The 23,626-nt window shown below is 65.5% G+C and carries 12 protein-coding genes, 1 tRNA gene and 2 pseudogenes; 10 read left to right on the forward strand and 5 right to left on the reverse strand.

The window, feature by feature from the left end; genetic code table 11:
* The first annotated feature begins 45 nt into the window (after nt 1–45).
* Both QP181_RS05225 and QP181_RS05230 read left to right on the forward strand, forming a co-directional pair.
* Nucleotides 46–1,839 carry a long-chain-fatty-acid--CoA ligase gene (locus QP181_RS05225; RefSeq protein ID WP_333927868.1) on the forward strand — a complete coding sequence of 598 codons (1,794 nt, stop codon included), beginning with the start codon at nt 46–48 and terminating at the stop codon, nt 1,837–1,839.
* Nucleotides 1,775–2,116 carry a MerR family DNA-binding protein gene (locus tag QP181_RS05230; protein ID WP_235982539.1) on the forward strand — a complete coding sequence of 114 codons (342 nt, stop codon included), beginning with the start codon at nt 1,775–1,777 and terminating at the stop codon, nt 2,114–2,116. Before QP181_RS05225 ends, QP181_RS05230 begins: the two co-directional genes overlap by 65 nt.
* Before the next feature lie 248 nt (nt 2,117–2,364).
* Here the strand turns inward: QP181_RS05230 and QP181_RS05235 are convergent, their stop codons facing one another.
* Nucleotides 2,365–4,836, reverse strand: a complete 2,472-nt coding sequence (locus QP181_RS05235) for a PhoX family protein (protein WP_333927869.1) — start codon at nt 4,834–4,836, stop codon at nt 2,365–2,367.
* Between the two features lie 49 nt (nt 4,837–4,885).
* The gene (locus QP181_RS05240; RefSeq protein ID WP_333927870.1) at nt 4,886–7,285 is read right to left on the reverse strand and encodes a TonB-dependent receptor; all 2,400 of its coding nucleotides are present in this window, start codon (nt 7,283–7,285) and stop codon (nt 4,886–4,888) included.
* A gap of 170 nt (nt 7,286–7,455) precedes the next feature.
* Here QP181_RS05240 and QP181_RS05245 point away from each other — a divergent pair, with 170 nt between their 5' ends.
* Nucleotides 7,456–9,135: an alkaline phosphatase D family protein gene (locus tag QP181_RS05245; RefSeq protein WP_333927871.1), complete on the forward strand. Its 1,680-nt coding sequence runs from the start codon at nt 7,456–7,458 to the stop codon at nt 9,133–9,135.
* 176 nt (nt 9,136–9,311) lie between these two features.
* Here QP181_RS05245 and QP181_RS05250 read toward each other — a convergent pair.
* Nucleotides 9,312–9,388, reverse strand: a tRNA-Pro gene (locus QP181_RS05250).
* 108 nt (nt 9,389–9,496) lie between these two features.
* Between QP181_RS05250 and lepA the strand changes: the two genes are divergently transcribed.
* Nucleotides 9,497–11,317: a translation elongation factor 4 gene (gene lepA, locus QP181_RS05255; protein ID WP_056049136.1), complete on the forward strand. Its 1,821-nt coding sequence runs from the start codon at nt 9,497–9,499 to the stop codon at nt 11,315–11,317.
* A 303-nt stretch (nt 11,318–11,620) separates the two neighbouring features.
* On the opposite strand, the gene QP181_RS05260 is transcribed toward lepA, so the two are convergent.
* A complete protein-coding gene (locus tag QP181_RS05260) occupies nt 11,621–11,851 on the reverse strand; it encodes a hypothetical protein (RefSeq protein WP_333927872.1) in 231 nt (76 codons plus the stop codon).
* 294 nt (nt 11,852–12,145) lie between these two features.
* On the opposite strand from QP181_RS05260, the gene QP181_RS05265 reads away from it, so the two are divergent.
* From QP181_RS05265 to QP181_RS05285, 5 genes and pseudogenes are all read left to right on the forward strand, one after another.
* Nucleotides 12,146–14,458, forward strand: a complete 2,313-nt coding sequence (locus tag QP181_RS05265; protein WP_333929560.1) for a TonB-dependent receptor — start codon at nt 12,146–12,148, stop codon at nt 14,456–14,458.
* A 250-nt stretch (nt 14,459–14,708) separates the two neighbouring features.
* Nucleotides 14,709–18,071, forward strand: a pseudogene (locus tag QP181_RS05270) (polysaccharide deacetylase family protein).
* 79 nt (nt 18,072–18,150) lie between these two features.
* On the forward strand, nt 18,151–18,909 hold the full coding sequence (modA, locus tag QP181_RS05275) for a molybdate ABC transporter substrate-binding protein (protein WP_333927873.1): 759 nt from the start codon (nt 18,151–18,153) through the stop codon (nt 18,907–18,909).
* Nucleotides 18,910–19,599: a molybdate ABC transporter permease subunit gene (modB, locus tag QP181_RS05280; RefSeq protein ID WP_333927874.1), complete on the forward strand. Its 690-nt coding sequence runs from the start codon at nt 18,910–18,912 to the stop codon at nt 19,597–19,599. It begins immediately after the preceding gene.
* On the forward strand, nt 19,589–20,188 hold the full coding sequence (locus QP181_RS05285) for an ATP-binding cassette domain-containing protein (protein ID WP_333927875.1): 600 nt from the start codon (nt 19,589–19,591) through the stop codon (nt 20,186–20,188). The genes modB and QP181_RS05285 overlap by 11 nt, the downstream gene beginning before the upstream one ends.
* Before the next feature lie 46 nt (nt 20,189–20,234).
* Here QP181_RS05285 and htpG read toward each other — a convergent pair.
* Nucleotides 20,235–22,142 (reverse strand): annotated as a pseudogene (gene htpG, locus QP181_RS05290) (molecular chaperone HtpG).
* Between the two features lie 289 nt (nt 22,143–22,431).
* On the opposite strand from htpG, the gene QP181_RS05295 reads away from it, so the two are divergent.
* Nucleotides 22,432–23,490, forward strand: coding sequence for a nucleoside hydrolase (locus QP181_RS05295; RefSeq protein WP_333927876.1), 1,059 nt, complete (start codon nt 22,432–22,434; stop codon nt 23,488–23,490).
* Nucleotides 23,491–23,626: the final 136 nt, after the last annotated feature.

The following is a 23,626-nucleotide window of genomic DNA, read 5'->3' on the forward strand; positions in this document are numbered from 1 at the left end:
GCGGCCGACAATATGGCTTACGCACATCGAGTAATGGAGAGCGAGATGCAGGACACTTCCGGGGGCAAGGCGATCGGCATGCCATTGCGGGGCGAGCCACGGCTCCTGGGCGACATGCTCGACACGTCGGTGCGCCGGTTCGGGTCGCGCAACGTGCTCGACTTCATGGGGCGGACGCTGACCTATGCCGCGCTCGGTGAGTCGGTCGACCGGGCAGCACGCGGACTCCAGGACATGGGCGTCGTGAAGGGCACGCGCGTCGCGCTCTGCCTGCCGAACACGCCCTATTATCCGATCCTGTTCTTCGCGATCCTCAAGGCGGGCGGCGTCGTCGTCAATGTGAACCCGCTCTATGTCGAGCGCGAGCTGGCGCATCTGCTCGAGGATTCGGGCGCGACGATCATTGCCACCTGCGACATCGCCGAGATCCACGCGCGCGTCCTCAAGGTCGCAGGGCAGATGGGCGTGAAGCATGTCATCACCTGTCCGATCGCAGGCGCTCTGCCGACGCTGAAGTCGATCGCCTACCGCATCTTCAAGTGCGCCGAGATCGGTCGGGCACCGACTGACGCGCGCCATTCCACGTTCGACGCGCTGCTCAAGGCGAAGGGTGCGCCGTCCCCCGTTACCGTTTCCCCGGACGAGGTCGCGGTGCTGCAATATACCGGCGGCACGACCGGCGAGCCCAAGGCGGCGATGCTCAGTCACGCCAACCTCGTCGCGAACGCCGATGCGATGGTGGTGTTCGTCGGCGGCGAGCAACCGCACCAGGACCGCGTGCTCGGCGCGCTGCCGCTGTTCCACGTCTTCGCGCTGACCACCGTGCTGACCTATTCGATCCGCACCGGTGCGGAGATGATCCTTATGCCGCGGTTCGAACTCGGAGCGCTGCTGAAAACGATCGAGCGCACCAAGCCGAGCTATTTCCCCGCAGTGCCGACGATCTACGCGGCAATCACGACCGCTGCCGAGACTCAAAAGATCGATCTGTCCTCGATCCACGCCTGCATTTCCGGCGGCGCACCGCTGCCGGCGGAGGTGCGGATCGCGTTCGAGGCGGCAACCGGTGCAAAGTTATGCGAGGGCTACGGCCTGTCCGAAGCCTCGCCGATCATCACGTGTAATCCGATCGATGGCCTTAACAAGCCAGGCTCCGCGGGGCTGCCCTTTCCCGGCACGACGATCGAGATCCGCGACCGCGAGGACCCAACCCGGCTGCTGCCCGTAGGTGAGAATGGCGAGATCTGCGCGCGCGGTCCGCAGATCACGCAGGGCTATTGGCACAAGCCCGCCGCCACCGCCGACTTGTTCGCCGACGGCGCGCTGCGCACCGGCGACGTCGGGTATCTCGACGCGGACGGCTATCTGTTCATCGTCGACCGGATCAAGGACCTGATCCTCGCCGGCGGCTACAACGTCTATCCGCGCGTGATCGAGGAGGCGCTGTACGAACACCCCGCGGTGCTCGAAGCGGTCGTGATCGGCGTGCCCGACAAATACCGCGGTCAGGCCCCCAAGGCGTTCGTCGTGCTGGCCGAAGGTGCGGTCGCTACCCCGCTAGAACTGCGCGATTTTCTCCGCGACAAGATCAGCAAGATCGAGCTTCCCCGCGAGGTCGAAATCCGCGACAGTCTCCCCAAGACGCTGATCGGCAAGCTTTCCAAAAAGGAGCTTGTTGCAGAAGAGGCCGCAAAGGCCGCAGCGACGGAGGCGAGGGAGTGGACGCGTGAACGACCGACAGGACGATCTTACCGGCATACAGGAGGTCTCGCGCATGCTCGGCGTGAGCGCGCGGACGTTGCGGTTCTACGAGGACAAGGGGCTGATCGAACCGTGTAGGATCGGCACAACGCGGGTCTACACGCGGCGTGAAGTGGCGCGGATGCAGCTGATCCTGCGCGGCAAACGCCTCGGCTTCACGCTACGCGACATCGAGGAGTTCCTCGATCTCTACGACGCCGATCCGCAGCATGTCGAGCAGATGCGCGCGCTGGCCGAACGGTGTCGGCAGCGGATCGACCTGCTCGACGCGCAACGCGAGGCGATCGTCCAGACGCGCGACGAGCTGGAGAAGATCGAGCAGGAGGCACTGGCGCGGATTCCCGCGGGCGACTGAGTGTTTGCGGCTTTGATACGCTCAAGTAATTACCTCCCCGGCGAAGGCCGGGGCCCAATTGGGAAACAAAGGTAATGACAGACCATCCTTCATTACATCGACCTTCCCAATTAGGCCTTGGCCTGCGCCGGGGAGGTGTGTTTGGGGGAGGTGACCGCACTCGCCCGTTCTCCCGCGAAGGCGGGAGCCCAGGGTCAAGCCGAACAGGCTAGTGACCCCAGTCCCCGACCTCGCTGAAAAGCCCAAGCCTAAAGCCCGACAACACCCCCATCGTTCTTCGTAATCACGATCGTCGCCGACCGGGGCCGCGACGGGGCTGCGACCGGAGCTGCCTGGTTCGCCGGCCAGCTACTTGTAATGTTGGTCGGCCCGCCATTCTCGCCGGGATGCTGGATGTTGACGAACAGCGAGCGGCCATCGGGCGTCGAGTGGATGCCGGTGATCTCGCACTCTTTCGGCCCCACCAGGAAGCGGCGTAGCGCCGCCCCCGGTGCCTTGCCGACGCGCGTTGTCACCGAGCCGGTCGCCGCGCCGATCGTGCTGGTCACCGTCCGCGTGCCACCGTCGTTGACGATCCCCGGGACCGACGCGAGCAGCATGCAGTTGGTGACGTCCGTGAATGCCCCATCGTCGGTCTCGATCCACATCACCGGCGCGATCGTCCCCGAGGCGTTGCTTGGCAGGCCGAACCACAGGCCGTCCGGCGATGAGAAGTCGTTGGTCGCATCGAGCCCCGACAGGTTGATGTTGGTAGCATCCAGATCGGAGCCCGCGCCGAACGCATAAATGTCCCAGGCGAATGTCAGCGCCTCGGACGTATCCCCCGTCTCGCGCAGGCGGATGACGTGCCCATTGGCGTTACCCGTGGTCTGCCCGCCGGTAGTCTTCGGATCGACATAGGCGCGCGGGTTGGGTGCATCCGCCGTTGCCACGGTCCGCGACGAATTGTTGGTCAGCGTGCAATACATCTCGCCCGTCGCAGGGTTGACCGCAGTCCACTCCGGCCGATCCATCCGCGTCGCACCCAGCGCATCCGCCGCCAACCGCGTGTTGATCAGCACATCGACCTGGCTAGCAAACGAATAGGCCGCATTGGCGGAGGTGAGGGGCCCCTGGCCGAACACCAGCGGCATCCATTGACCGCTACCATCCGCTGCGAACTTCGCCACGTAAAGCGTTCCGGTATCCAGATACTTGTCGCCGATCGCCAAGCGGTTCGCCGCGCTCGCATCCGCCACAGACCACGGCGTGGCCGACACGAACTTGTAGATATATTCGTTCTGCGCGTCGTCGCCCATGTAGAAGGCCGGCTTCACGCCCGCGATCGTCCGGCCGATCTGGCAGCCCTCGTGGTTCATGCGACCCAGCGCAGTCCGCTTGCGCGGCGTCGAGGTGGCATCGAACGGATCGATCTCGACCACCCAGCCGTACTGGAAGATCTCGTTTCGGAAATCGCCCGAGCCGTCGGCGGGCGCACCGGCCTGCGCGGTGATGTTCCACCGCGAATACAACGTGCTGGTCGTGTCCGCCGGGGCCACTGTCGACCACCCGTAATTGCCGCCGGTATTGCTCTCGGACTTGCCATATCGCGTCAGCGACGTGTTGGCCTTCACACCAACCGCGCCGGTCGCCGCACGGCGCGCGGCATCGCCGACTTCACGCTTGAAATAGCCAACCCAGTTCTCTTCGTTCGTCAAATACGTGTGCCAAGGCATTGTACCATTGGCACAATTATTGATCGTGCCGCGACCTGTGGTGGCGTCGGGGGAGTAGCGCGTCTTGAGGCTGTCGGCGCCGCGCACCGGCCCCGAAAAGCTCATCGGCGTCAGCGGCGTGATGCGACGGTTGAACGACGACGCGGTCGTGTAGCTCCAGGCGGCGGCGCGGTTGATCTCGATCACCGACACGCCGTGGCACTCCATCTCCTTCAGCGCTTCGGCCTCGGGACGGACACCGCCGGTCGTGGTCGCACCGTTCGGATGCAGATAGGCCTGCGTGATGTTCTCATGGTTGAGCACGAGCAGGCCGCGCGTGTTGCCGTTCGCGTCGGGCGTACCGGTCGCTGACATCCCGAAATAGCTCATGCCGTCATGGTGATCGCCCGCGCGCTTCGAGAAGGTCGCATCGGTGCCGTCATTGGCATAGGCGCCGACGCCGCTGCCGATCGGATCGCCGAGGCGATACAACACGGTGACGGCGTATCCCGACGGTACTGCAACCACATCGGCGAGACTCTTCGCAACCGCCGTGAAGCCCAGCGACGCCGCGCCGACCGTCACGCTGGTCGTCGCGGTGACCGATCCGCTTGCCGAAACGGCGGTGAACAGGAAGCTCAGCACCGTGCCTGCGGTGGCACCCGGCACGACGAACGTCGCAACCGTCGTCGTCGCGCCTGCCAGCGTTACCGTCGGTCCAGCCGTCTGCGTCCAGCTCACGCTGTCGACCTGGCCGATCGCGGCACCGGTCAGCGTCGCGACGCGGCCGGCGGTCGAACTGCCCCCGGCGGTCGCGGTCACCGTGGAAGGGTCCGAGCCGCCGTTATTGTCGTCGTCGCACCCGGTCAGCAACATGCCGCCGAACACCGCGGCGGCCGTCGCCGACATACCGCCCATCAAGGTCTGGCGCCGCGAATAGCGCACCTCGATCAGGTCGTTGAGATGCGGGTTCGCGGTCGGATTGGTATCGATATCGCCGTCGGTATAGATGGTCTCGAACGTCATGCTTGGTCCCCCCGGGGATGGTTGCGTGGTGTGTAATGATGCGTGAGAGTTAGAATTTCGCGCCCAGCTCGACGCCGTAGAAGCGTGGCTCGCCGGCGATGTAGGTCGGGATGCCGAAGCCCCCGCCGGTGTTGCCCGCGTCGATCAGGTAGCGCTTGTTGGTCGCGTTCCGGACGAAGCCGCCGACGCTGTAGCGGCCCTGCGCGAACTCCAGCCCGGCGCGGAGGTTGACCAGCGTATAGCCCCTCTGGCTGACCGCCTCGGTGTTCGGCAGCTCGAAGAAGACCTTCGATTTGTAGGTCACGCTGGGGGTCGCGTAGACGGTCACGCCGCCCACTGGCGCGCGCAGGATCAGGCCGCCCGACGCCGTCGTCTTGGGCTGAAGGCGGAACTGGTTGCCGGCATAGGGGCCGTTCGCGACGTCGTCGCCGATCCCGCCATCAATATACGCAAACGTCGCGGAGGCAGAGAGATACGACGCGAGCTTCAGATTGCCTTCGAGCTCGACGCCGACGCTGTTGGCCGAGTCCGCGCTACGGACCGTCGTCACGCCGTTGCTCGTCACCGAGAACTGGAAGCCGTCATAGGTCTGGTAGAACACCGAGGCGGCGCCGCTGAACGGTCCGACGCTTCCCTTGATGCCGCCTTCGTAATTCCAGACCTTCTCTTCCGGAATGATCTGGAGGTTGGGACCGACGCCGAACGCGGTGCGCTGTGCGGCAAGCTGGACCACCGGCGAGCGCCGGCCCTTGCTGATCGTGCCGTACAGATTGACCGCCCTGTTGAGCTTCAGCAGCGCGTTAAAGCGCGGCAGGATCGCGGTGAAGCTCCTCTCGGCGACGAACTTGCTGCCGTTGGTGTTCGCCGTGCCGAGCAGGGTCGACTGGATACCGAGCGATGCGAGGATCACCGAGTTCGGCTGGACCGAGGAATACCCCGACTGGCGATCCTCGATCAGGATGCGGGCGCCGGCGGTCAGCTCGAGCGCGGGCACCGGGATATACGTCGCGTCGGCGAACACCGAGTAGGTATTGTTCCTACCAAAGTTCGTGAACTCTGCCGCGTAAGGTATTGCGGTGGCACGTCCGCCGGTCAGGATCGACGTCGCGCGGGTGGCCGGGATTGTGCCGTTGGCGGCGACGCAGCCGGTCTCGGTCGGAATGCCCGCGCGGTTGAGCGCGGTCCGGATCGGCTGATACGCCGCGGCAACCGAGCAGGCGAGATACGTGCCCTCTTCCGTCGCGAACGGAACGCGCTGGAAGCCGTTTTCGAAGAACGCGTTCCAGCCGACCGAGGCGCGATACTTCGGCCCTTCGAAGGCGAACCGGCTTTCATGGCTCCACTGGTCGCCCTTCGCATCCTCGGCGAATTCGAGATAGGCGGCGGGTCCACCATCAGCGTCGAAGATCTCAAGTGCGTCGAACCGGCGATAGCCGTTGACGGTGGTGAAGGTGATCCCCGGCGACAGCTCCGCGGTGATCGTCAAATTGGCGTCGTAGACGTTGCGGTCGAGCCCGAGTTTCCGAGCGCCGAGCACCGCCGCGCTGTACGGCGAGCCCGACAGTTCGGCATAGCCATAGTCGCCGGTCTGGCCGCCGGTCGGGGCATGCGCGCGGCTCTTGAACGCGGTGCCGGGATTGCGCTGGCCGTCATAGGTCAGGACGAGATCGGCGGTGATGCTGTCGCTCGGGCGATAGCGCAGCGATCCGCGGATGCCGCGCTGGTCCTGGCCGTTCAGATCGTCCTGATCGACACCGCCCTGGTTCTGGTTCGGCACGTTCGCGTCGCCGGCGATGTTGCGGACATAGCCGTCGCGGTATTTGTAGGCGAAGGCGATCCGCCCGGCGAGCACGTCGTTGCCGGCGTTGAGGAAGCCCGACACCTGCGTCCGGTTGAAATTGCCGTACGATCCGTTGATCGCGCCCGACACGCCGGGCTGTGGTTTCGCCGAAATGACGCTGATCGCGCCGACCGCGGCGGCGGTGCCGAACAAGGTCGCCTGCGGGCCCTTCACGACCTCGATCCGCTCCAGGTCGTACAGGTCCTGATACGCGCCGCGCGACCGGCTGATGTCGATGCCGTTGTAATAGAGCGTGACGCGGGCGCCCTGCTGCGACGATCCGTTGTCCGAGGTGATGCCGCGGATCACGAAGCCCGGATTGTTCGCGCTCTGCTCCTGGATCTGCAGGCCGGGAATATAGGCGGCGACCTCGGTCAGTGAATTGACGCCGATCGCGGCCATCTTCGCGCCGGTCACTGCGGTGACGGTGACGGGGACATCGGCGATCCGCTGTTCGCGCTTCTGCGCGGTGACGACGATCTCATCGTTTGGCGTGCTGGCCTGGACGTCGGCCGCTGCCGCCATCTGTGCCGACGCCTGCGCAAGTGCGGCGGTCGAGCAGGTCGTGGCGAGCGTCGCAACTGCGAGCCGCGTGAAGATGCGTGTCATTAAGTCCCCCGTGTCGTTGGGGAGGCACTAGGGGCGGCGCGTGACGTTTCGACGTCGCAATGATGAAAGCAAGATGACTATTGCGTAACGCGCGTGTCACATCGCTGCCACCGGGGTGTCTTCGATCAGAGGTAGCAGGCGGCCAACACCCGACACGAAAGCTTGAGCCGATGACGATCAACCGCCGCGATGCCTTGAAGAACGCCCTCAAACTCGCCGGCTCCGGTGCCACGCTTGTGCTGCCCGCAGTCGCATCGCGGGCGGCGGGCGCAGTGAAGGTACGCTTCGATCACGGTGTCGCGAGCGGTGATCCCGCGATCGACGGCGCGATCCTCTGGACGCGTGCGACTCCGGCCGAGGCGACGCAAGCCCGCGACATCGCACTGACGTGGCACGTTGCGGAGACCGAGGGCGGCAAGTCGCTCCGTTCGGGCACCGTCAAGGCGCGTGCGGCACGCGATTTCACCGTTAAGGTAGACGCAACCGGGCTCCAGCCGGGCCGCGAGTATCGCTACTGGTTCGACGCCGCCGACGGCACGCGCTCGCCGGTCGGCCGGTTCCGCACGCTGCCGAAGGGCAAGGTCGCCGATGTCGTGATGGCCGTCGTCTCGTGCCAGCTCTACGCGGGCGGGCTGTTCAACGCCTATGACGCGATCGCCAAGCTCGATCGGCTCGACGCGGTGCTCCACCTTGGCGACTACATCTACGAATATGGCGTCGACGGCTATGGCGCAGACATCGCCAAGAAGATCGGCCGCCTGGTCGAGCCACGCCACGAGATCGTCAGCCTCGCCGATTATCGTATGCGCCACGCGCAGGTGAAGCGAGACGTCGACATGCAGGCCGCCCACGCCCGCGCCGCGTTCATCTGCGTCTGGGACGATCACGAAGTCGCCAACGACGACTGGATGCACGGTGCCGAGAATCACGATCCGAAGACCGAAGGCGACTGGGACGCGCGGAAGGCGGCGGCGATGCAGGCGTACTTCGAGTGGATGCCGATCCGCGATCCCAAGCCCGGCCAGCCCTGGGCCGCGATCAACCGCAGCTTCGACTTCGGCGATCTCGCGACGCTGGTGATGGTCGAGACGCGGCTGCTCGCGCGCAGCCATCAGGTCGTGTCGAAGGGCGAGGAGATCACACCCGCCGAATATGCACCGATGCTCGCCGAGCGCGCGCGCACCGATCGCGAACTGCTCGGACCGGCGCAATTGGCCTGGGTCGAGAAAACGATGGCTAGTTCGGTCGCGGCGGGCAAGCCGTGGCAGGTGCTCGGCAACCAGGTGGTGATGGCGAAGGTCGCGGGCCCCGACATGGAGCGCCAGCTCGGACCGGTGAAGTTCGCCGAGACGATGGCGAAGCTGCCCGCGATCTGGCGCGAGCGGCTGACCGCGAGCATCGCCTCGTATCGTGCCGGCCTGCCGTTCGGGTTCGACAGCTGGGACGGGTATCCGCCCGCCCGCGAGCGTCTGTATGCGGCGTTCCAGCGCGCGAAGTCGCGGCCGATCGTGCTCTCGGGCGACAGCCACGCGGCGTGGGCGAACGATCTGCACGACGCATCGGGCAAGCTGGTCGCCGCGGAGTTCGGCTGCACCGCGATCACCAGCCCGTCCTACGGCTCGCTGCTCCCCGGCATCGGCACACTGATAGCCGACGCCAACAAGGGTGAAGTCCGCTTCTGCGACCAGGACGGCAAGGGGTTCACGCTGCTCACCCTCACGCCGGACCATGCGACGGCGGACTCGGTGACGGTGTCGACGGTAATGGCCAAGCCCTACACGCAAGCCACTGCCGCGCGCTTCCGTGCGCACGCGGACCGTCCCGATGCGCCGCTCGAAAAAATCGCCTGAGCCCGCCGACGATGCCCTTCCTACGATCCTCCCCTTGGCGGGGGAGGGTCGATACGGTTCGGCGCATGGATCGAGATCGACGCGGATGTCCGACCACGGGGCCCCTAGGGGGCGTGCGACACGTCGATCGGAAATTCAGCTCGGGGAAGGGGGCACTTGCCCCGAAAAATCGGCAATGGTCGGGGCGATAGGATTCGAACCTACGACCCCTGGACCCCGAGACCAGTGCGCTACCAGACTGCGCCACGCCCCGACAACATTGCCGGTGAGCCCCCTAGCCGCGACCGCGGGTCCGGGCAAGACAAATATCAGCTGCTTCCGCGATCTATCGCGCACGCGACGGCGCTGCTAGGAGCGCGGCATGACTCCGCTCGACCGCATCCGCAATTTTTCCATCATCGCCCATATCGACCATGGCAAGTCGACGCTCGCCGACCGGCTGATCCAGGAAACTGGTGGCCTGACCGCGCGCGAAATGTCCGAGCAGGTGCTCGACAACATGGACATCGAGAAGGAGCGCGGGATCACGATCAAGGCGCAGACCGTGCGCCTTGCGTATCACGCCAAGGACGGCCTCGATTACGTCCTCAACCTGATGGACACGCCGGGCCACGTCGACTTTGCCTATGAAGTGAGCCGCAGCCTCGCCGCGTGCGAAGGCGCGCTGCTGGTGGTCGATGCCGCGCAGGGCGTCGAGGCGCAGACGCTTGCCAACGTGTACCAGTCGATCGAGCACGACCACGAGATCGTGCCGGTGATCAACAAGATCGATCTGCCCGCCGCCGAACCCGAGAAGGTGCGCAAGGAAATCGAGGACGTGATCGGCATCGATGCATCCGAGGCGGTGCTGGCGTCGGCAAAGTCGGGCATCGGCATCGTCGAGATCCTCGAGGCGATCGTCACCAAGATCCCACCGCCCAGCGGCGACCCGGAGGCGCCGCTGAAAGCGATGCTGGTCGACAGCTGGTACGATCCGTATCTCGGCGTCGTCATCCTGGTGCGCGTGATCGACGGGGTCCTGAAGAAGGGCCAGCAGATCAAGTTCATGCAGACCGGCACGATGCATCTGGTCGACCGGGTCGGCTGTTTCCGCCCGAAGATCGAGCAGCTGACCGAGCTCGGCACCGGCGAGATGGGCTTCATCACCGCGCAGATCAAAGAGGTCGCGCAGACCCGCGTCGGCGACACGATCACCGATGCGAAGCGGCCTGCATTGGAGGCCCTCGCGGGCTTCAAGGAAGTCCAGCCGGTCGTGTTCTGCGGGATGTTCCCGGTCGATGCCGCCGAGTTCGAGAAGCTGCGCGAGAGCATCTCGAAGCTGCGGCTCAACGATGCGAGCTTCTCGTTCGAGATGGAGACGTCGGCCGCACTGGGCTTCGGCTTCCGCTGCGGGTTCCTCGGGCTGCTGCATCTGGAGATCATCCAGGAGCGGCTGACGCGCGAATATGATCTGGACCTGATCACCACCGCGCCGTCCGTTGTCTATGAGATCGAGCTGACTCACCCCGATCCGTCCGGCACGACGCATATCGAGCTGCACAACCCCGCCGACATGCCCGAGCCGAACAAGATCGCGACGATCAGCGAGCCGTGGATCGAGGCGACGATCTACGTCCCCGACGAGTATCTCGGCAGCGTCCTGAAGCTTTGCCAGGATCGCCGTGGCATCCAGAAGAACCTCACCTATGTCGGCGGTCGTGCCCAAGCGACCTACGAACTGCCGCTGAACGAGGTCGTGTTCGACTTCTACGATCGGCTGAAATCGATGTCGAAGGGCTATGCCAGCTTCGACTATCACCAAATCGGCTACCGCGAGGGCGACCTCGTCAAGATGGGCATCCTCGTCAATGAGGAGCCGGTCGACGCGCTGAGCATGATCGTCCACCGCGGCACCGCCGAAGTGCGCGGCCGCGGCATGGTCGAGCGGCTCAAGGAACTGATCCCGCGCCATCTGTTCAAGATTCCGATCCAGGCGGCGATCGGTGGCAAGGTGATCGCGCGCGAGACGATCAGCGCGATGCGCAAGGACGTGACCGCCAAATGCTATGGCGGCGACGCGAGCCGCAAGAAGAAGCTTCTGGAGAAGCAGAAGAAGGGCAAGCTGAAGATGCGCGAATACGGGTCTGTCAGCATCCCGCAGGAGGCGTTTATCGCAGCGCTCAGGATGGGCGACGACGCGTAGGCGCCTAAGGCTAAGTCGCGCCGCGGCTTAGCTGAGGCTAGCGCCAAGCCGGACGGCGACCGATCGAGCTCGTCCTCGGTCGTGTCGTCCGACGACGCGGCTTTGCCGCGGCGCGACTGAGGCCGCGTTCGAACGACAGTTCGCTCTTGTTCTCCCATCACCAACCGCCGTCACCCCAGCGAATGCTGGGGTATCTCCGGGGCGCACGTCCGGCTCGAACCGGGAGATACCAGCGTTCGCTGGCATGACGGGGGTAGAGATCGTTTACGCCCAAGCCGCTCCCTCCTCATCTGCCCGTCGCCGTCACTCGTACGTTGCGATTCCAAACGCGATGTAGCCGACGCACAGGATAATCCGGGTCAGCCAGGCCGCTTCGCCGTGCAGTATGACGCTCGCCGCGATCGCGGCGATAAACGCCGCCATAATCGCCCAGGCCTGCCAGGCGAAAGGGAACGGGAAGAGGCCGCCGGTCGCACTGGGCTCGAACCAACCCGAACGCCGAATGGTCAGCCAAAATCGCATCACCAAGCCCATAGGTTGAAGCTAGCATGGCGTTCCCGCTCCCTGCCATCGGCAAAAATATCGCACCGTGTTGCAAACCGGCGCCAGTCCCAAAACGCCGCAACCAACTGTCATCATCCTAACACAATCCCGACCTAACCGCCGGCCTGGGGAGTGAGCGTCGCGAGGCGTCGTCGTGCCGTCCGGGGAGGATGGTCGAGGACGATCAACGACGTTGTATTTTGGGATGTGCGGCTTCTCGTCAGGGACGGCGCCGCACGATTGGGGAATATCATCGTGAAGATTTCGCTCGTTAAGTCGGCGCTGATGCTCGGCGTCGCGTTTGGTTCGGTTGTGGGTGGTACGGCCGCGTTCGCGCAGGCAGCGCCCGTTCAGGAGCAGGCTGCTCCCGAGGAAGGTCTCGGCGATATCGTCGTCACCGCCGAGCGTCGCTCCGAGAACCTCCAGAAGGTGCCGCTCTCGGTCGGTGTCGCATCGGGTGACGCGCTGCGCGCCTATACCGCCGGCGGCGACGACACGCTGCTCGCGCTGTCGGGTCGCGTCCCCGGACTGTACGTCGAATCGACGACCGGCCGCATCTTCCCGCGCTTCTACATCCGCGGGCTCGGCAACATCGATTTCTACCTCGGCGCCTCGCAGCCGGTCACGATCATCCAGGACGACGTGATCCTCGAGCATGTCGTGCTGAAGTCGAACCCGGTGTTCGACGTCCGTCAGGTCGAAGTGCTGCGCGGTCCGCAAGGGTCGCTGTTCGGGCGCAATACCACTGCGGGCATCATCAAGTTCGACACCAACAAGCCGACCAACGAGTTCGACAGCCGCGCGTCGGCCTCGGTCGGCTCGTACAACAGCGTCAGCCTCGACGCCGGTGTCGGTGGTCCGCTGATCAAGGACCTGCTGGCGATCCGTCTCTCGACGCTGATCCAGCACCGCGAAAACTATATCGACAACCGGTTCGCAGGCGTCAGCGCGGACAGCACCGCGACGCCGCGCAACAATGCGATGGGCGGCTTCGACGACCGTAACGTCCGCGTCCAGCTGATGCTGACCCCGGGCGAGCGCTTCACGCTCGACCTGTCGGGGCATGCCCGCTGGTATGACGGCACCTCGACGCTGTTCCACCGCGGCGCGCTGAAAAAGGGCTCGAACGACGTGTCGGCCGAACCGCGCAATACGGTGGCGCTCGACGAGGGGAACGACAATCCGCAGAGCTACAACACCTATGGCGGCTCGGCGCGCGCAGCCTACGACTTCGGTCCGGCCACGCTGACCTCGATCACTGCGTACGAGACGACGTCGGGCTTCAGCCGCGGCGATACCGATGGTGGTGCGGCCGTCAGCTTTCCGTTCAATGGGCGCGCGAACGGCTTTGGCGAGTCGCAGGGGCAGATCCGCGATCTTGACCAATGGTCGCAGGAACTGCGTATTGCCGGCACCCCCGGCGGCCGCTTCAATTGGCAGCTCGGCGGCCTGTATTTCGACAACCGCGACATCACCGATTTCTACCAGCGGACGTTCTTCCTGACCGCGCCGGACGTGAACGGAACCCGGCCGAACCCCAACAACTGGGTACGGCTGCACGACGTCAACACGTCGTGGGCGGGCTTCGGCCAAGTCAGCTACGAGCTGATGGACAAGCTGACGGTCACGCTCGGCGGTCGCATCACCGAGGACAAGAAGCGTACGCAACTGCTGAAGACCGTCCAGAATGCGCTGGGCGTCAACCAGTACCCGGCAGGCTTCCGTCGCGACGTCACGCTGAAGTCGACCAAGCCAAGCTGGGATGCGAGCATCCTGTATCAGGCGAACCCCGACATTAGCCTGTATTCGCGCGTAGCTCAGGGCTTCCGCGGACCGACGATCCAGGGGCGTTCGGCGGTGTTCAACTCCGACTTCTCGACCGCGAACTCGGAGACGATCCTGTCGTGGGAGACGGGGATCAAGACGCGTCTGCTCGACAACACGCTGAGCCTCAACGCGACGGTGTTCGGCTACCGCGTCAACGACATCCAGCTCAACGGCAACGATGTGAACGGCAACGGCATCCTGTTCAACGGCAACAAGGCCGAGGCCTACGGCATGGAAGCCGAAGCAAACTGGAAGCCTGTCCCGAACCTCACGCTGGGCGCAGGGCTCAGCTTGCTGCACAGCGCGATCCGCGACAAGACCACCGAGGTACAGATCTGCGCGCTCAACAGCGTCGTGGTCTGCACGCCATCGCGGACGCCGCGGGCGATCGTCGGTCCGTTCGGTACGACATACCTGGTCAAGATCGACGGCGAGCCGCTGCCGAATGCGCCGGAATACAACGTCGACCTCACCGCGCGGTACGACCAGCCGCTCGGTAATGGCGGTCGCGCGTTCATCGCGGGCGACTTCAACATCCAGGGCTACACGCAGTTCGTGCTGTACAAGACCAAGGAGTTCACTTCGAACGGCAACTTCGAAGGTGGCCTGAAGATCGGCTACGCGGCGCCGGACGATGCGTATGAGTTGGCGGTATTCGCGCGCAACATCACTGGCGAGAAGAACCTTAAGGGCGTGATCGAGAACTACATGGCAGCGGTGTTCAACGAGCCGCGGATCATCGGCGTCTCGCTCAGCGGCAAGTTCCGCTGATCGGCTGACCTTCCCCCTCCCGTAAGCGGGAGGGGTTGGGGGTGGGCTCGCGCTATCGTCAAGCGCAGCATGTGTTCGGGCCGGGCGCCCACCCCTCGGTCCCCTCCCGCGTGCGGGAGGGGATGCAGAAATTGTCAGCTCCTCCCTAAACTACGCGTGACGCATTTTTCAGCAGCGTTCCCACGCACGGCATTGTAGCGAATTATTGCGGCGAGTTGCCGTTTTCCTTCGGCCGGTTGATACTCGCACCATGTCGCTCAATCCCGTATTCTATGATGCAAGCGGCCGTCGTCGGCGGCGGTTCACCTTCGGCGTCGCGGCGTTCATCGCGCTGCTGCTGCTGTCGATCGCGGTGTTCGCCGTCTCGATCGGCGCGGTGCCGACCGCGCCGCTGCTGCCGATCGAGCCCGAGCACCCCGCACTCCACAAGCTGCCCGCGCCGCGGGGCGGTATCCTTCGCGAGACCCGCCGCGACCTCAATTACTACGCCAAGCAGCTCTTCGGGACGAGCGCCGCCAAGCCCGGTATCGGCAACGGCGCCAACCCCGCACTCGCGATCGCCTTCCACGCACCGTGGGACGAGGCGAGCACCGCCAGCCTCGCGCGGCACGTCGAACAACTCGACTGGCTGATCCCCGGCTGGGTCTCGATCACCGGCAAGGATCACCACATCACCGTGTTCCGCGACCAGGCCGGGCGCGACATCCTCAACAAGGCGGTCCATCGCCCGATGATCCTGCCAATGGTGCAGAACGCGGTCGACGGGAACTGGGACGGGGCTGGCAGTGCGGCGTTGTTCGCCGACCCCAAGGCACGCGCGGCCTTCCTCGACAAGCTCGTGCCGTTCCTCAGCGCCAACCATGCCGGCGGCGTGTTCTACGATTTCGAAGACCTGCCCGCGTCGGCGCAGCCCAACTACCGCACGTTCCTCGCCGAAACGCGCGCGGTTCGCGAGCCGCGGCTGGGTGGTCGCGATCGCTGCGCCGGTCGGCAACCCTGACTGGAACCTGCCCGCCTACGCCAAGGTGACCGACAAGGTCTTCCTGATGGCGTATGACGAGCACGAGACCAGCGGCGCGCCCGGCCCGATCGCCTCGCAGCGCTGGTTCGCGCGCATGGTCGCCGACGCAGCGCGCGGTATCCCCCGTCGAAGCTGGTCGTCGCGATCGGCTCGTACGCGTATGACTGGCACGCGGGCGCCGATGCGGGCAACGGCGATGCACTCGATGTCGAGGAAGCGTGGCAGAACGCGGTGGACTCGGGCACGATGCCGACCTTCGACAAGGCGAGCGGCAACAGCAGCTTCGCTTATTCCGAAGGCGGCGTGCAGCATCAGGTCTGGCTGCTCGATGCGGCGTCGGCCTACAACCAGATCGCGTTCCTGCAAAAGGCGGGCCTCGGCAGCGTCGCGCTCTGGCGTCTGGGCTCGGAGGACCCCGGACTCTGGTCCATCTGGGGTCGCGAACATCGCAAACTGCCGATCCCCGATGCGATCGACGCGATGCCCGCCGGCACCAACGTCGATATCGAGGGCAGCGGCGAGATCCTCAAGATCGCCGCCGAGCCCGTCACCGGCATCCGCGACGCGGTCCCGGCCAAGGACGGCACACTCGCCGATGTCGTCTTCACGCGGATGCCGTCGCCCTATGTCGTGGTGCGGACCGGCTATCGTCCGAAACAACTCGCGCTGACCTTCGACGACGGCCCCGATCCCGAATGGACGCCGCAGATCCTCGACGTGCTCAAGCGCGAGCATGCCCCGGCGACGTTCTTCGTGATCGGCGAGAACGCGCTGACTGAGCGGCCGCTGCTCGAACGCATGGTCGATGAAGGTCATGAGATCGGCAGCCACACCTATACGCATCCCAACCTCGCCAACGTCTCGCAGCGGCAGGTGAAGTACGAGCTGAACGCGACGCAGCGGCTGTTCCAAGCGTTCACCGGGCGGTCATTGCGCCTGTTCCGCGCGCCCTATTTCGGCGATGCCGAGCCGAGCACCGCGGACGAAATCCTCCCCGCGCTCGAAGCGCAGCAGCGCGGCTATATCTCGGTCGGCCTCCACGTCGATCCCGACGATTGGAAGCGCCCCGGCGTGCAGGCGATCATCGACCGGACCATTGCCGGCGTCGAGGCCGGCAATCCGGAACGCAGCGGCAACGTCATCCTGCTCCACGACGCCGGCGGCAACCGCGCGGAGACCGTCGCAGCGCTGCCGGTGATTATCGAGCGGCTGCGCGCGATGGGCTACAGCTTCGTCCCCGTCTCCACGCTCGCCGGGCTTTCGCGCAACCAGTCGATGCCGGTGATCTCGTCGAGCGACCGCGTCGCCGCCGTCGCCGATCTGGCGCTGTTCAGCACGCTTGGCGGTATCGTCGTAGCGCTGCGCTGGATTTTCGGCATCGCGATCACGATAGGTATCATCCGCGCCTTGGCGCTGTCGGCGCTCGCCCTCATCCAGGCGCGGCGCGAGTTGAAGACGGTGTTCCCGGCGATCGATCCGTCGCGGTTCGTCACCGTGATGATCCCGGCGTTCAACGAGGAGCGCGTGATCGTCCGCGCCGTACAAGGCGTGCTCGCCTCTGCAGAGGTTGCGATCGAGGTGATCGTGATCGACGACGGTTCGAGCGACGGCACCAGCCGCGTCGTGTCCGAAGCGTTCGCAAGCGACGACCGCGTCCGCCTGTTGACGCTGGAGAACGGGGAAAAGCGCGCGCTCAACCGCGGGCTCGAACTGGCACGTGGCGAGATCGTGATTGCGCTCGACGCCGATACGCAGTTCGAACCGATGACCATCGCGCGTCTGGCCCGTTGGTTCGACGATCCGAAGCTCGGTGCGGTCGCGGGCAATGCGAAGGTCGGCAACCGCGTCAACCTGATCACCAAATGGCAGGCGCTCGAATACATTACCGCACAGAACCTCGAACGGCGCGCGCTCGCCCGGCTGAACGCGATGACGGTCGTGCCGGGCGCGGTCGGCGCGTGGCGGCTCGAAGCGATCCGTAGCGTCGGCGGTTACCCCGACGACACGCTCGCCGAGGATCAGGACCTCACGATCGCGATCCAGCGTCACGGTTGGAAGGTGCAGTACGACCAGTTCGCGATCGCCTGGACCGAGGCGCCCGAGACGATGCGCGCGCTCGCCAAACAGCGCTTCCGCTGGGCGTTCGGGACGTTGCAGTGCCTCTACAAGCACCGCTCAGCGATCGGCCGGTCGCATCCGCGCGGGCTTGGTTGGGTCGGGTTGCCGCAGGCGATCGTGTTCCAGATCGTGCTGGCCTCGATCTCGCCGATCATCGATCTCGCGCTGCTGGTCAGCTTCGCCTCGACCTATCTCGCGGTGCAGGCGCATGGCTGGGAACAGACGAGCCACGACGTCTATACGATGCTCGCCTATTGGTTGATCTTCACCGCGATCGACCTGCTTGCCGCAACGATCGCGTTTGCGCTTGAGCGTAAGGAACGCTGGCGGTTGCTCTGGTTGCTGATCCCGCAGCGGATCGGCTACCGTCAGGTGATGTACTACGTCGTGCTGAAGGCGATCGCGCAGGCTCTGCGGGGGCCGCTGGTCGGCTGGGGCAAGCTCGCGCGGACCGGACGCGTCACGGCGAACTAAGCGCGCAACATATCGAACCGGCTAGCGTTATGGTCCCGCGCTATATATCGGTATGCGCAAAGTTCGAGGGGCAAGCAGCATGCGGTATCTGACGTCGGCGCTGGTGATGACGGTCGGCCTTGGCGCGACGGGTGCCCAGGCACAGCAGCGCCCGCCGCTAGTGCTCGCTGCAGCCTCGCTACAGGAATCGCTTACCGCCGCTGCCGACGCATGGGCGAAGAGGGGGCATGTAAAGCCGACAATTTCGTTCGCGGCGTCGTCGGCTTTGGCGCGGCAGGTCGAGGCCGGTGCGCTCGCGGATCTGTTCGTGTCGGCGGACGAGGACTGGATGAACGCGCTCGCTACGAAGAATCTAATCGTCGCGAGTACCCGCGTGACGTTCCTCGGGAACCGCCTAGTCGTGGCGGCACCGGCGGGCAGCAAGGTGCGGATCCCGGTGCGCCCGCCCGCCGCCCTTGTTCGCGTCCTCACGGCCGGGCCATTGGCGATGGCGGATACTGCGGTCCCGGCCGGCAAGTACGGGCAGGCGTCGCTGGAGAACCTCGGCGTCTGGGCGCAGGTTTCGCCGAAAGTGGTGCGTGCGGAGAATGTCCGCGCGACGCTGGCATTGGTCGAGCGCGGCGCGGCGCCGCTCGCGATCGTCTACGCAACCGATGCCAAGGCATCGGCCAAGGTTCGTATCGCTGGCGTCTTCCCGGACGCAACGCATCCCGCGATCACCTATCCGATCGCGCGGCTGATGACATCGACGAACCCGGAGGCCGAGGGCTTCCGTCGCTTCCTCGTTTCGCCCGCGGGCAAGGCGATCTTCGTTCGCTACGGATTCTCCGCGCGCTAGATGCTCGATGCAGCCGAATGGGGTATCGTCGCGCTGTCGCTCAAGGTCGGCGGCGTGGCGATGGCGGTGACCTTGCCGATCGCGTTCGCACTGGCGTGGCTGCTCGCGCGGGTCCGCTTTCCGGGTAAAGTCGTGGTCGACGCGGCGATCCATTTGCCGCTGGTGGTGCCGCCGGTCGTGACCGGCTGGCTGCTGTTGCTTGCATTCGGTCCCAATGGCCCGATCGGCGCGTGGCTGCAGGACTGGTTCGGCGTCACGGTGTTATTCCACTGGACCGGCGCGGCAATTGCGGCGGGCGTGATGGCATTGCCGCTGATGGTGCGCGCAATGCGGATCTCGATCGAAGCGGTCGACCGTCGCCTTGAAAACGCGGCGCGGACACTGGGGGCGGGGCCGTGGCGCGTGTTCTGGACGCTCACGCTGCCGCTCAGCGTGCCGGGCGTATTGGCCGGTGCTGTGCTCGGCTTCGCGCGATCGATCGGCGAGTTCGGGGCAACGATCACGTTTGTCTCCAACGTGCCCGGCGAAACGCAGACCTTGCCGCTCGCGATCTATTCGGCGCTCCAGCAGCCCGGTGCCGACGCGTTGGTATGGCGATTATCATGTGTATCGGTGGGGTTGTCGCTGATCGCTTTGATCGCGTCCGAACTGCTGACGCGCCGCGCAGGGCGAGGCCTTCGTGTCCTTTGAGATCGATATCGAGAAGCGTCTCGGCGACGCGCACGTCGCGCTGACGCTAGACGCAGGCGATGGCGCCACCGTGCTGTTCGGTCCGTCCGGCATCGGCAAGTCGAGCGTGCTCAACATGATCGCCGGGTTGCTCCGCCCCGACCGCGGCCGCATCGCGGTCGACGGCGAAACGCTGTTCGGGAACGGTATCGACGTACCCCCCGAACGTCGCCGCGCCGGCTATGTATTCCAGGACGCACGCCTCTTCCCGCACATGCGCGTCCGGGCGAACCTCCTCTACGGCGCCGGCCGCGAGCATGACGCGTTCGAGGAGCAAATCGGGTTCCTCGGCATCGGTCACCTTCTGGATCGCTGGCCGCGCACATTGTCGGGCGGCGAGGCGCAACGCGTCGCGATCGGTCGCGCGTTGCTTAGCCACCCGCGCTTTCTGCTCCTCGACGAACCGCTGTCCTCGCTGGATCGCGCCCGACGCGAGGAAGTGCTCGTTGCGATCGAACACGTTCGCGACGTGCTGAAGTTGCCGATCCTGATGGTGACGCATGACCCGGCCGAAGCGGAACGGATCGGGACGCGCGTGGTCCGGATGTGAGGCCGGCCTTCTCCCCACCTCGCAGGGTGGGGAGAACGCAAACCGGTTACCCGAGCGCCCGCGTGAACAGCCGGCTCAGCCGCGCCGAAAACGCCCGCGCATCGAGCGGCCGCTCGCCATCGGCGATCTGCGCTTCGTCGAACAGCAAGTATGCGGCATCCTCGCGCAGCGCCGTCTCGTCCTCGCCGAGCGCGGCCAGCTTGGCGATCAACGCCGAGCGCGGGTTGATCTCCAGCACCGGCTTGGCGGCCGGCATCGCCTGACCGCTGGCCGCCAGGATGCGTTCGAGCTGGCGGTCCATCCCGCTATCCGCCGCGACCAGGCAGACCGCGCTGTCGGTGAGCCGCTCGGACGCGCGAACTTCGGAAACCGCATCGCCGAGCGTGGTCTTCACGAAGGTGATGAAGTCCGCGACTTCGGGCGTGGCATCGGCGGTGGGGGCCTCCGCGCCATCGACCAGCGGGATCAGCCCGAGATCGGCGGCGCCCTGCGTGACCGACTTGAACGGCTTGCCGTCGGAGTCGATGCCCGCCGTTACCCAGAACCCGTCGACCGAGTCCGGCAGCAGCAAGACCTCGATGCCCGCGCGCGGAACCCTTCGAGCTGCGGCGAGGCTTCAAGACGGTCGAGGTCGGTGCCGACCGCGTAATAGATCGCGGTCTGGTTCTCCTTCATCGCGCCGACATAGTCGGCGACCGAACGCCATGCGCCGCCGGACGTCGTGGTCTTGAAGCGCGCGAGCTTGAGCAGCGCCTCGCGGCGTTCGTAATCCTCGTACAGTCCTTCCTTCAGGACCGCGCCGAAATTCTCCCAGATCTTCGCATACGCGTCAGCATCGCGTGTCGCGAGCTTGTCGAGTTCGCTCAGCACCCGGCCGGTCACGCCCTTGCGGATCGCGGCGAGCATCGGGCTTTCTTGGATCATCTCGCGTGAGACGTTGAGCGGCAGATCCGACGAGATCCACCAGCCCGCGCATGAAGCGCAGATAGCGCGGCAGGACCTCGGCATCGTCCGTGATGAAGACACGCTTGACGTACAGCTTCATCCGGCCGTTGCGGTCGGGATCGAACAGGTCGAACGGCTTGGCGCCGGGCACGAAGGCGAGCACCGAATATTCGTGCACGCCTTCCGCGCGGTAGTGGAGCGTCAGCGCCGGCTCGTCGAACTGGCCGGAGACGCTGCGATAGAAATCGGCATAGTCTTCGGTGCTGATCTCGGACTTGGGCTTGGTCCACAAGGCGGCGCCATCTGCGATATCGACCGGTTCGGCATCGGGCTTTTCGCGCAGCGTGATCGGGACCGGGACATGCCCCGACTGGTCCTTGATCAGCCGCTCGACGGTGTAGCGCTCGGTGAACGACGTCGCGTCCTCGAGCAGATGGAGCACGACGCGGGTGCCACGCGAAGGCGCTTCGGCGGTGTCGACGGGTGTGATCGTGTAGGTCCCGAGGCCGTCCGACGACCAGACCGAGGCAGTGTCGGCGCCAGCGCGACGCGAGACGACGTCGACCTTTTCGGCGACCATGAACGCAGAATAGAAGCCGACGCCGAACTGGCCGATCAGCTGTGCGCCTTCGCTGCCCGAGCTGGCGGCGATGCGGTCCATGAACGCCTTGGTGCCCGAGCGCGCGATCGTGCCGAGCGCCTCGCCCATGTCGTCGGCGGTCATGCCGATGCCGTTGTCCTCGATCGTGAGCGTGCGCGCTTCGGGATCGAGCGTGAGCGCGATCTGCGTGCGGGTCTCGTCGCCGAGCAGTTCGGGCGCGCTCAACGCCTCGTAGCGCAGCTTCTCGCACGCGTCGGCAGCATTCGAGATCAGCTCGCGCAGGAACACGGTCTTATCCGAATAGACCGAGTGCACCATCATGTGCAGCAGCCGCGCGACATCCGCCTCGAAGGCATGAGTGTGGGGCGTCGTCGTCTGGGGTTCGATGGAAGCGGTGTCTGGAGTCATGGTACGGAACGACCTTCGCTGAATATTCGTGGCGGAGAGTTGGACGGGCACCGAAACGAATTCAAGAGGCCGCCGACGCACATGTCGCCCATGCCTTGATCGTGCACCCTCGATAGCGACTGAAAAGGGGAGCTGCCGCTTTGCAATTGACGGCTGCGATGCGGGCAGGGGATGATCGCGCCGATCATCCGTAGACATCATCCGCAGAGAAGAGTGTAGCGTGCCCATGCGAACAGTTTCGGCCTCTTGTCTCGCGGCGCTCATGGCGCTGGCCTTTCCCATCGCGGGCGTGGCTAAGGATATGCCGGCCAAGCGCCTTGTCCTGATCGACGACGACGTGGTGGGACTGAACGGTGCCCCCGCGCTGCTGCTCCAGGCGCCCGATGTCGCCGTGCTGGGGATCACAACGACCAGTGGCTCGGTTTGGCGCGATACCGCGACCGCCTATGCGTTGCGGACGGTCGAGATCCTCGGGCGTACCGATGTGCCGGTGGTACCAGGCGCAACCCTTCCGCTCCTCAACACGCAGGAGGCAACCAGGCGGTGGGAGGGGCAATATGGTCGGCTCGAATTCAAAGGGCCGTGGACCGAGCCTGCCTCCGGCGCCGAGATCCAGCCGGCCCCGGGTACGCCGTCGCCCGCAATCGTCCCGAGCTTGCCGATCGGCGATCCGGTCACCAAGCCGTCGGGTGAAATCGCCGCCGCGTTTCTCGTCCGGATGGTGCGCGCACATCCGCACCAGATCACGCTGTTCGCGACGGGACCGATGACCAACATCGCGATCGCGCAGAGCCTCGATCCGGGCTTTGCTGCGAACGTGAAGGAACTGGTCTACATGGGCGGCAGTCTCAATCCGAAGCAGACGCTCGACACGCCGGCGGCTGCGGAATTTGCGCGTGAGTTCGTCAACACGCCGCGGCGCGAATTCAACATCCGTTGGGATCCCGAAGCGGCGCGGATCATGGCGCACGGCGCGTGGCCGAAGGTTACGATGGTACCGATCGACCCGTCGACGGGGACGCAGTGGACGCGCGGCTTTCTGGACAGCGTGAAACCGGCGCATACCCCGCTCACCGATGCACTTCAGACCGGGCTCGAGCCGGGGTTTCCGATGTGGGACGAGATTGCGGCGATGGCCTGGCTGGAGCCCGCCATCGTCACGCGCGCCGAGACACTCTACATCGATTTCGACACCAGCCAGACCGCCGGATACGGCGATACGCTGTCGTGGCACGATGCGTATCGGCCCCACCTTGGCGAACGCGCGCAGACCGTTGTCTTACAAGTCGACCGCGCGAAGATGGAGGCGGCCATGCAGACGCTGTACACCCGACCCCGGCGGCGCTGATCGTCACCGCATCGGCAGCGCCGACGTTGACCATCACCGCGTCGGCAGCGCCGACGCTGACCATCACCCCGTCGGCAGCGCCGACTGGGGCAAAGATGTCGCGGTGCTCGGCAAAAACGCATCGTGCCCGATCCCG

This window comes from Sphingomonas sp. LR55, from assembly GCF_036856015.1.
Classification (GTDB): Bacteria; Pseudomonadota; Alphaproteobacteria; order Sphingomonadales; family Sphingomonadaceae; genus Sphingomonas.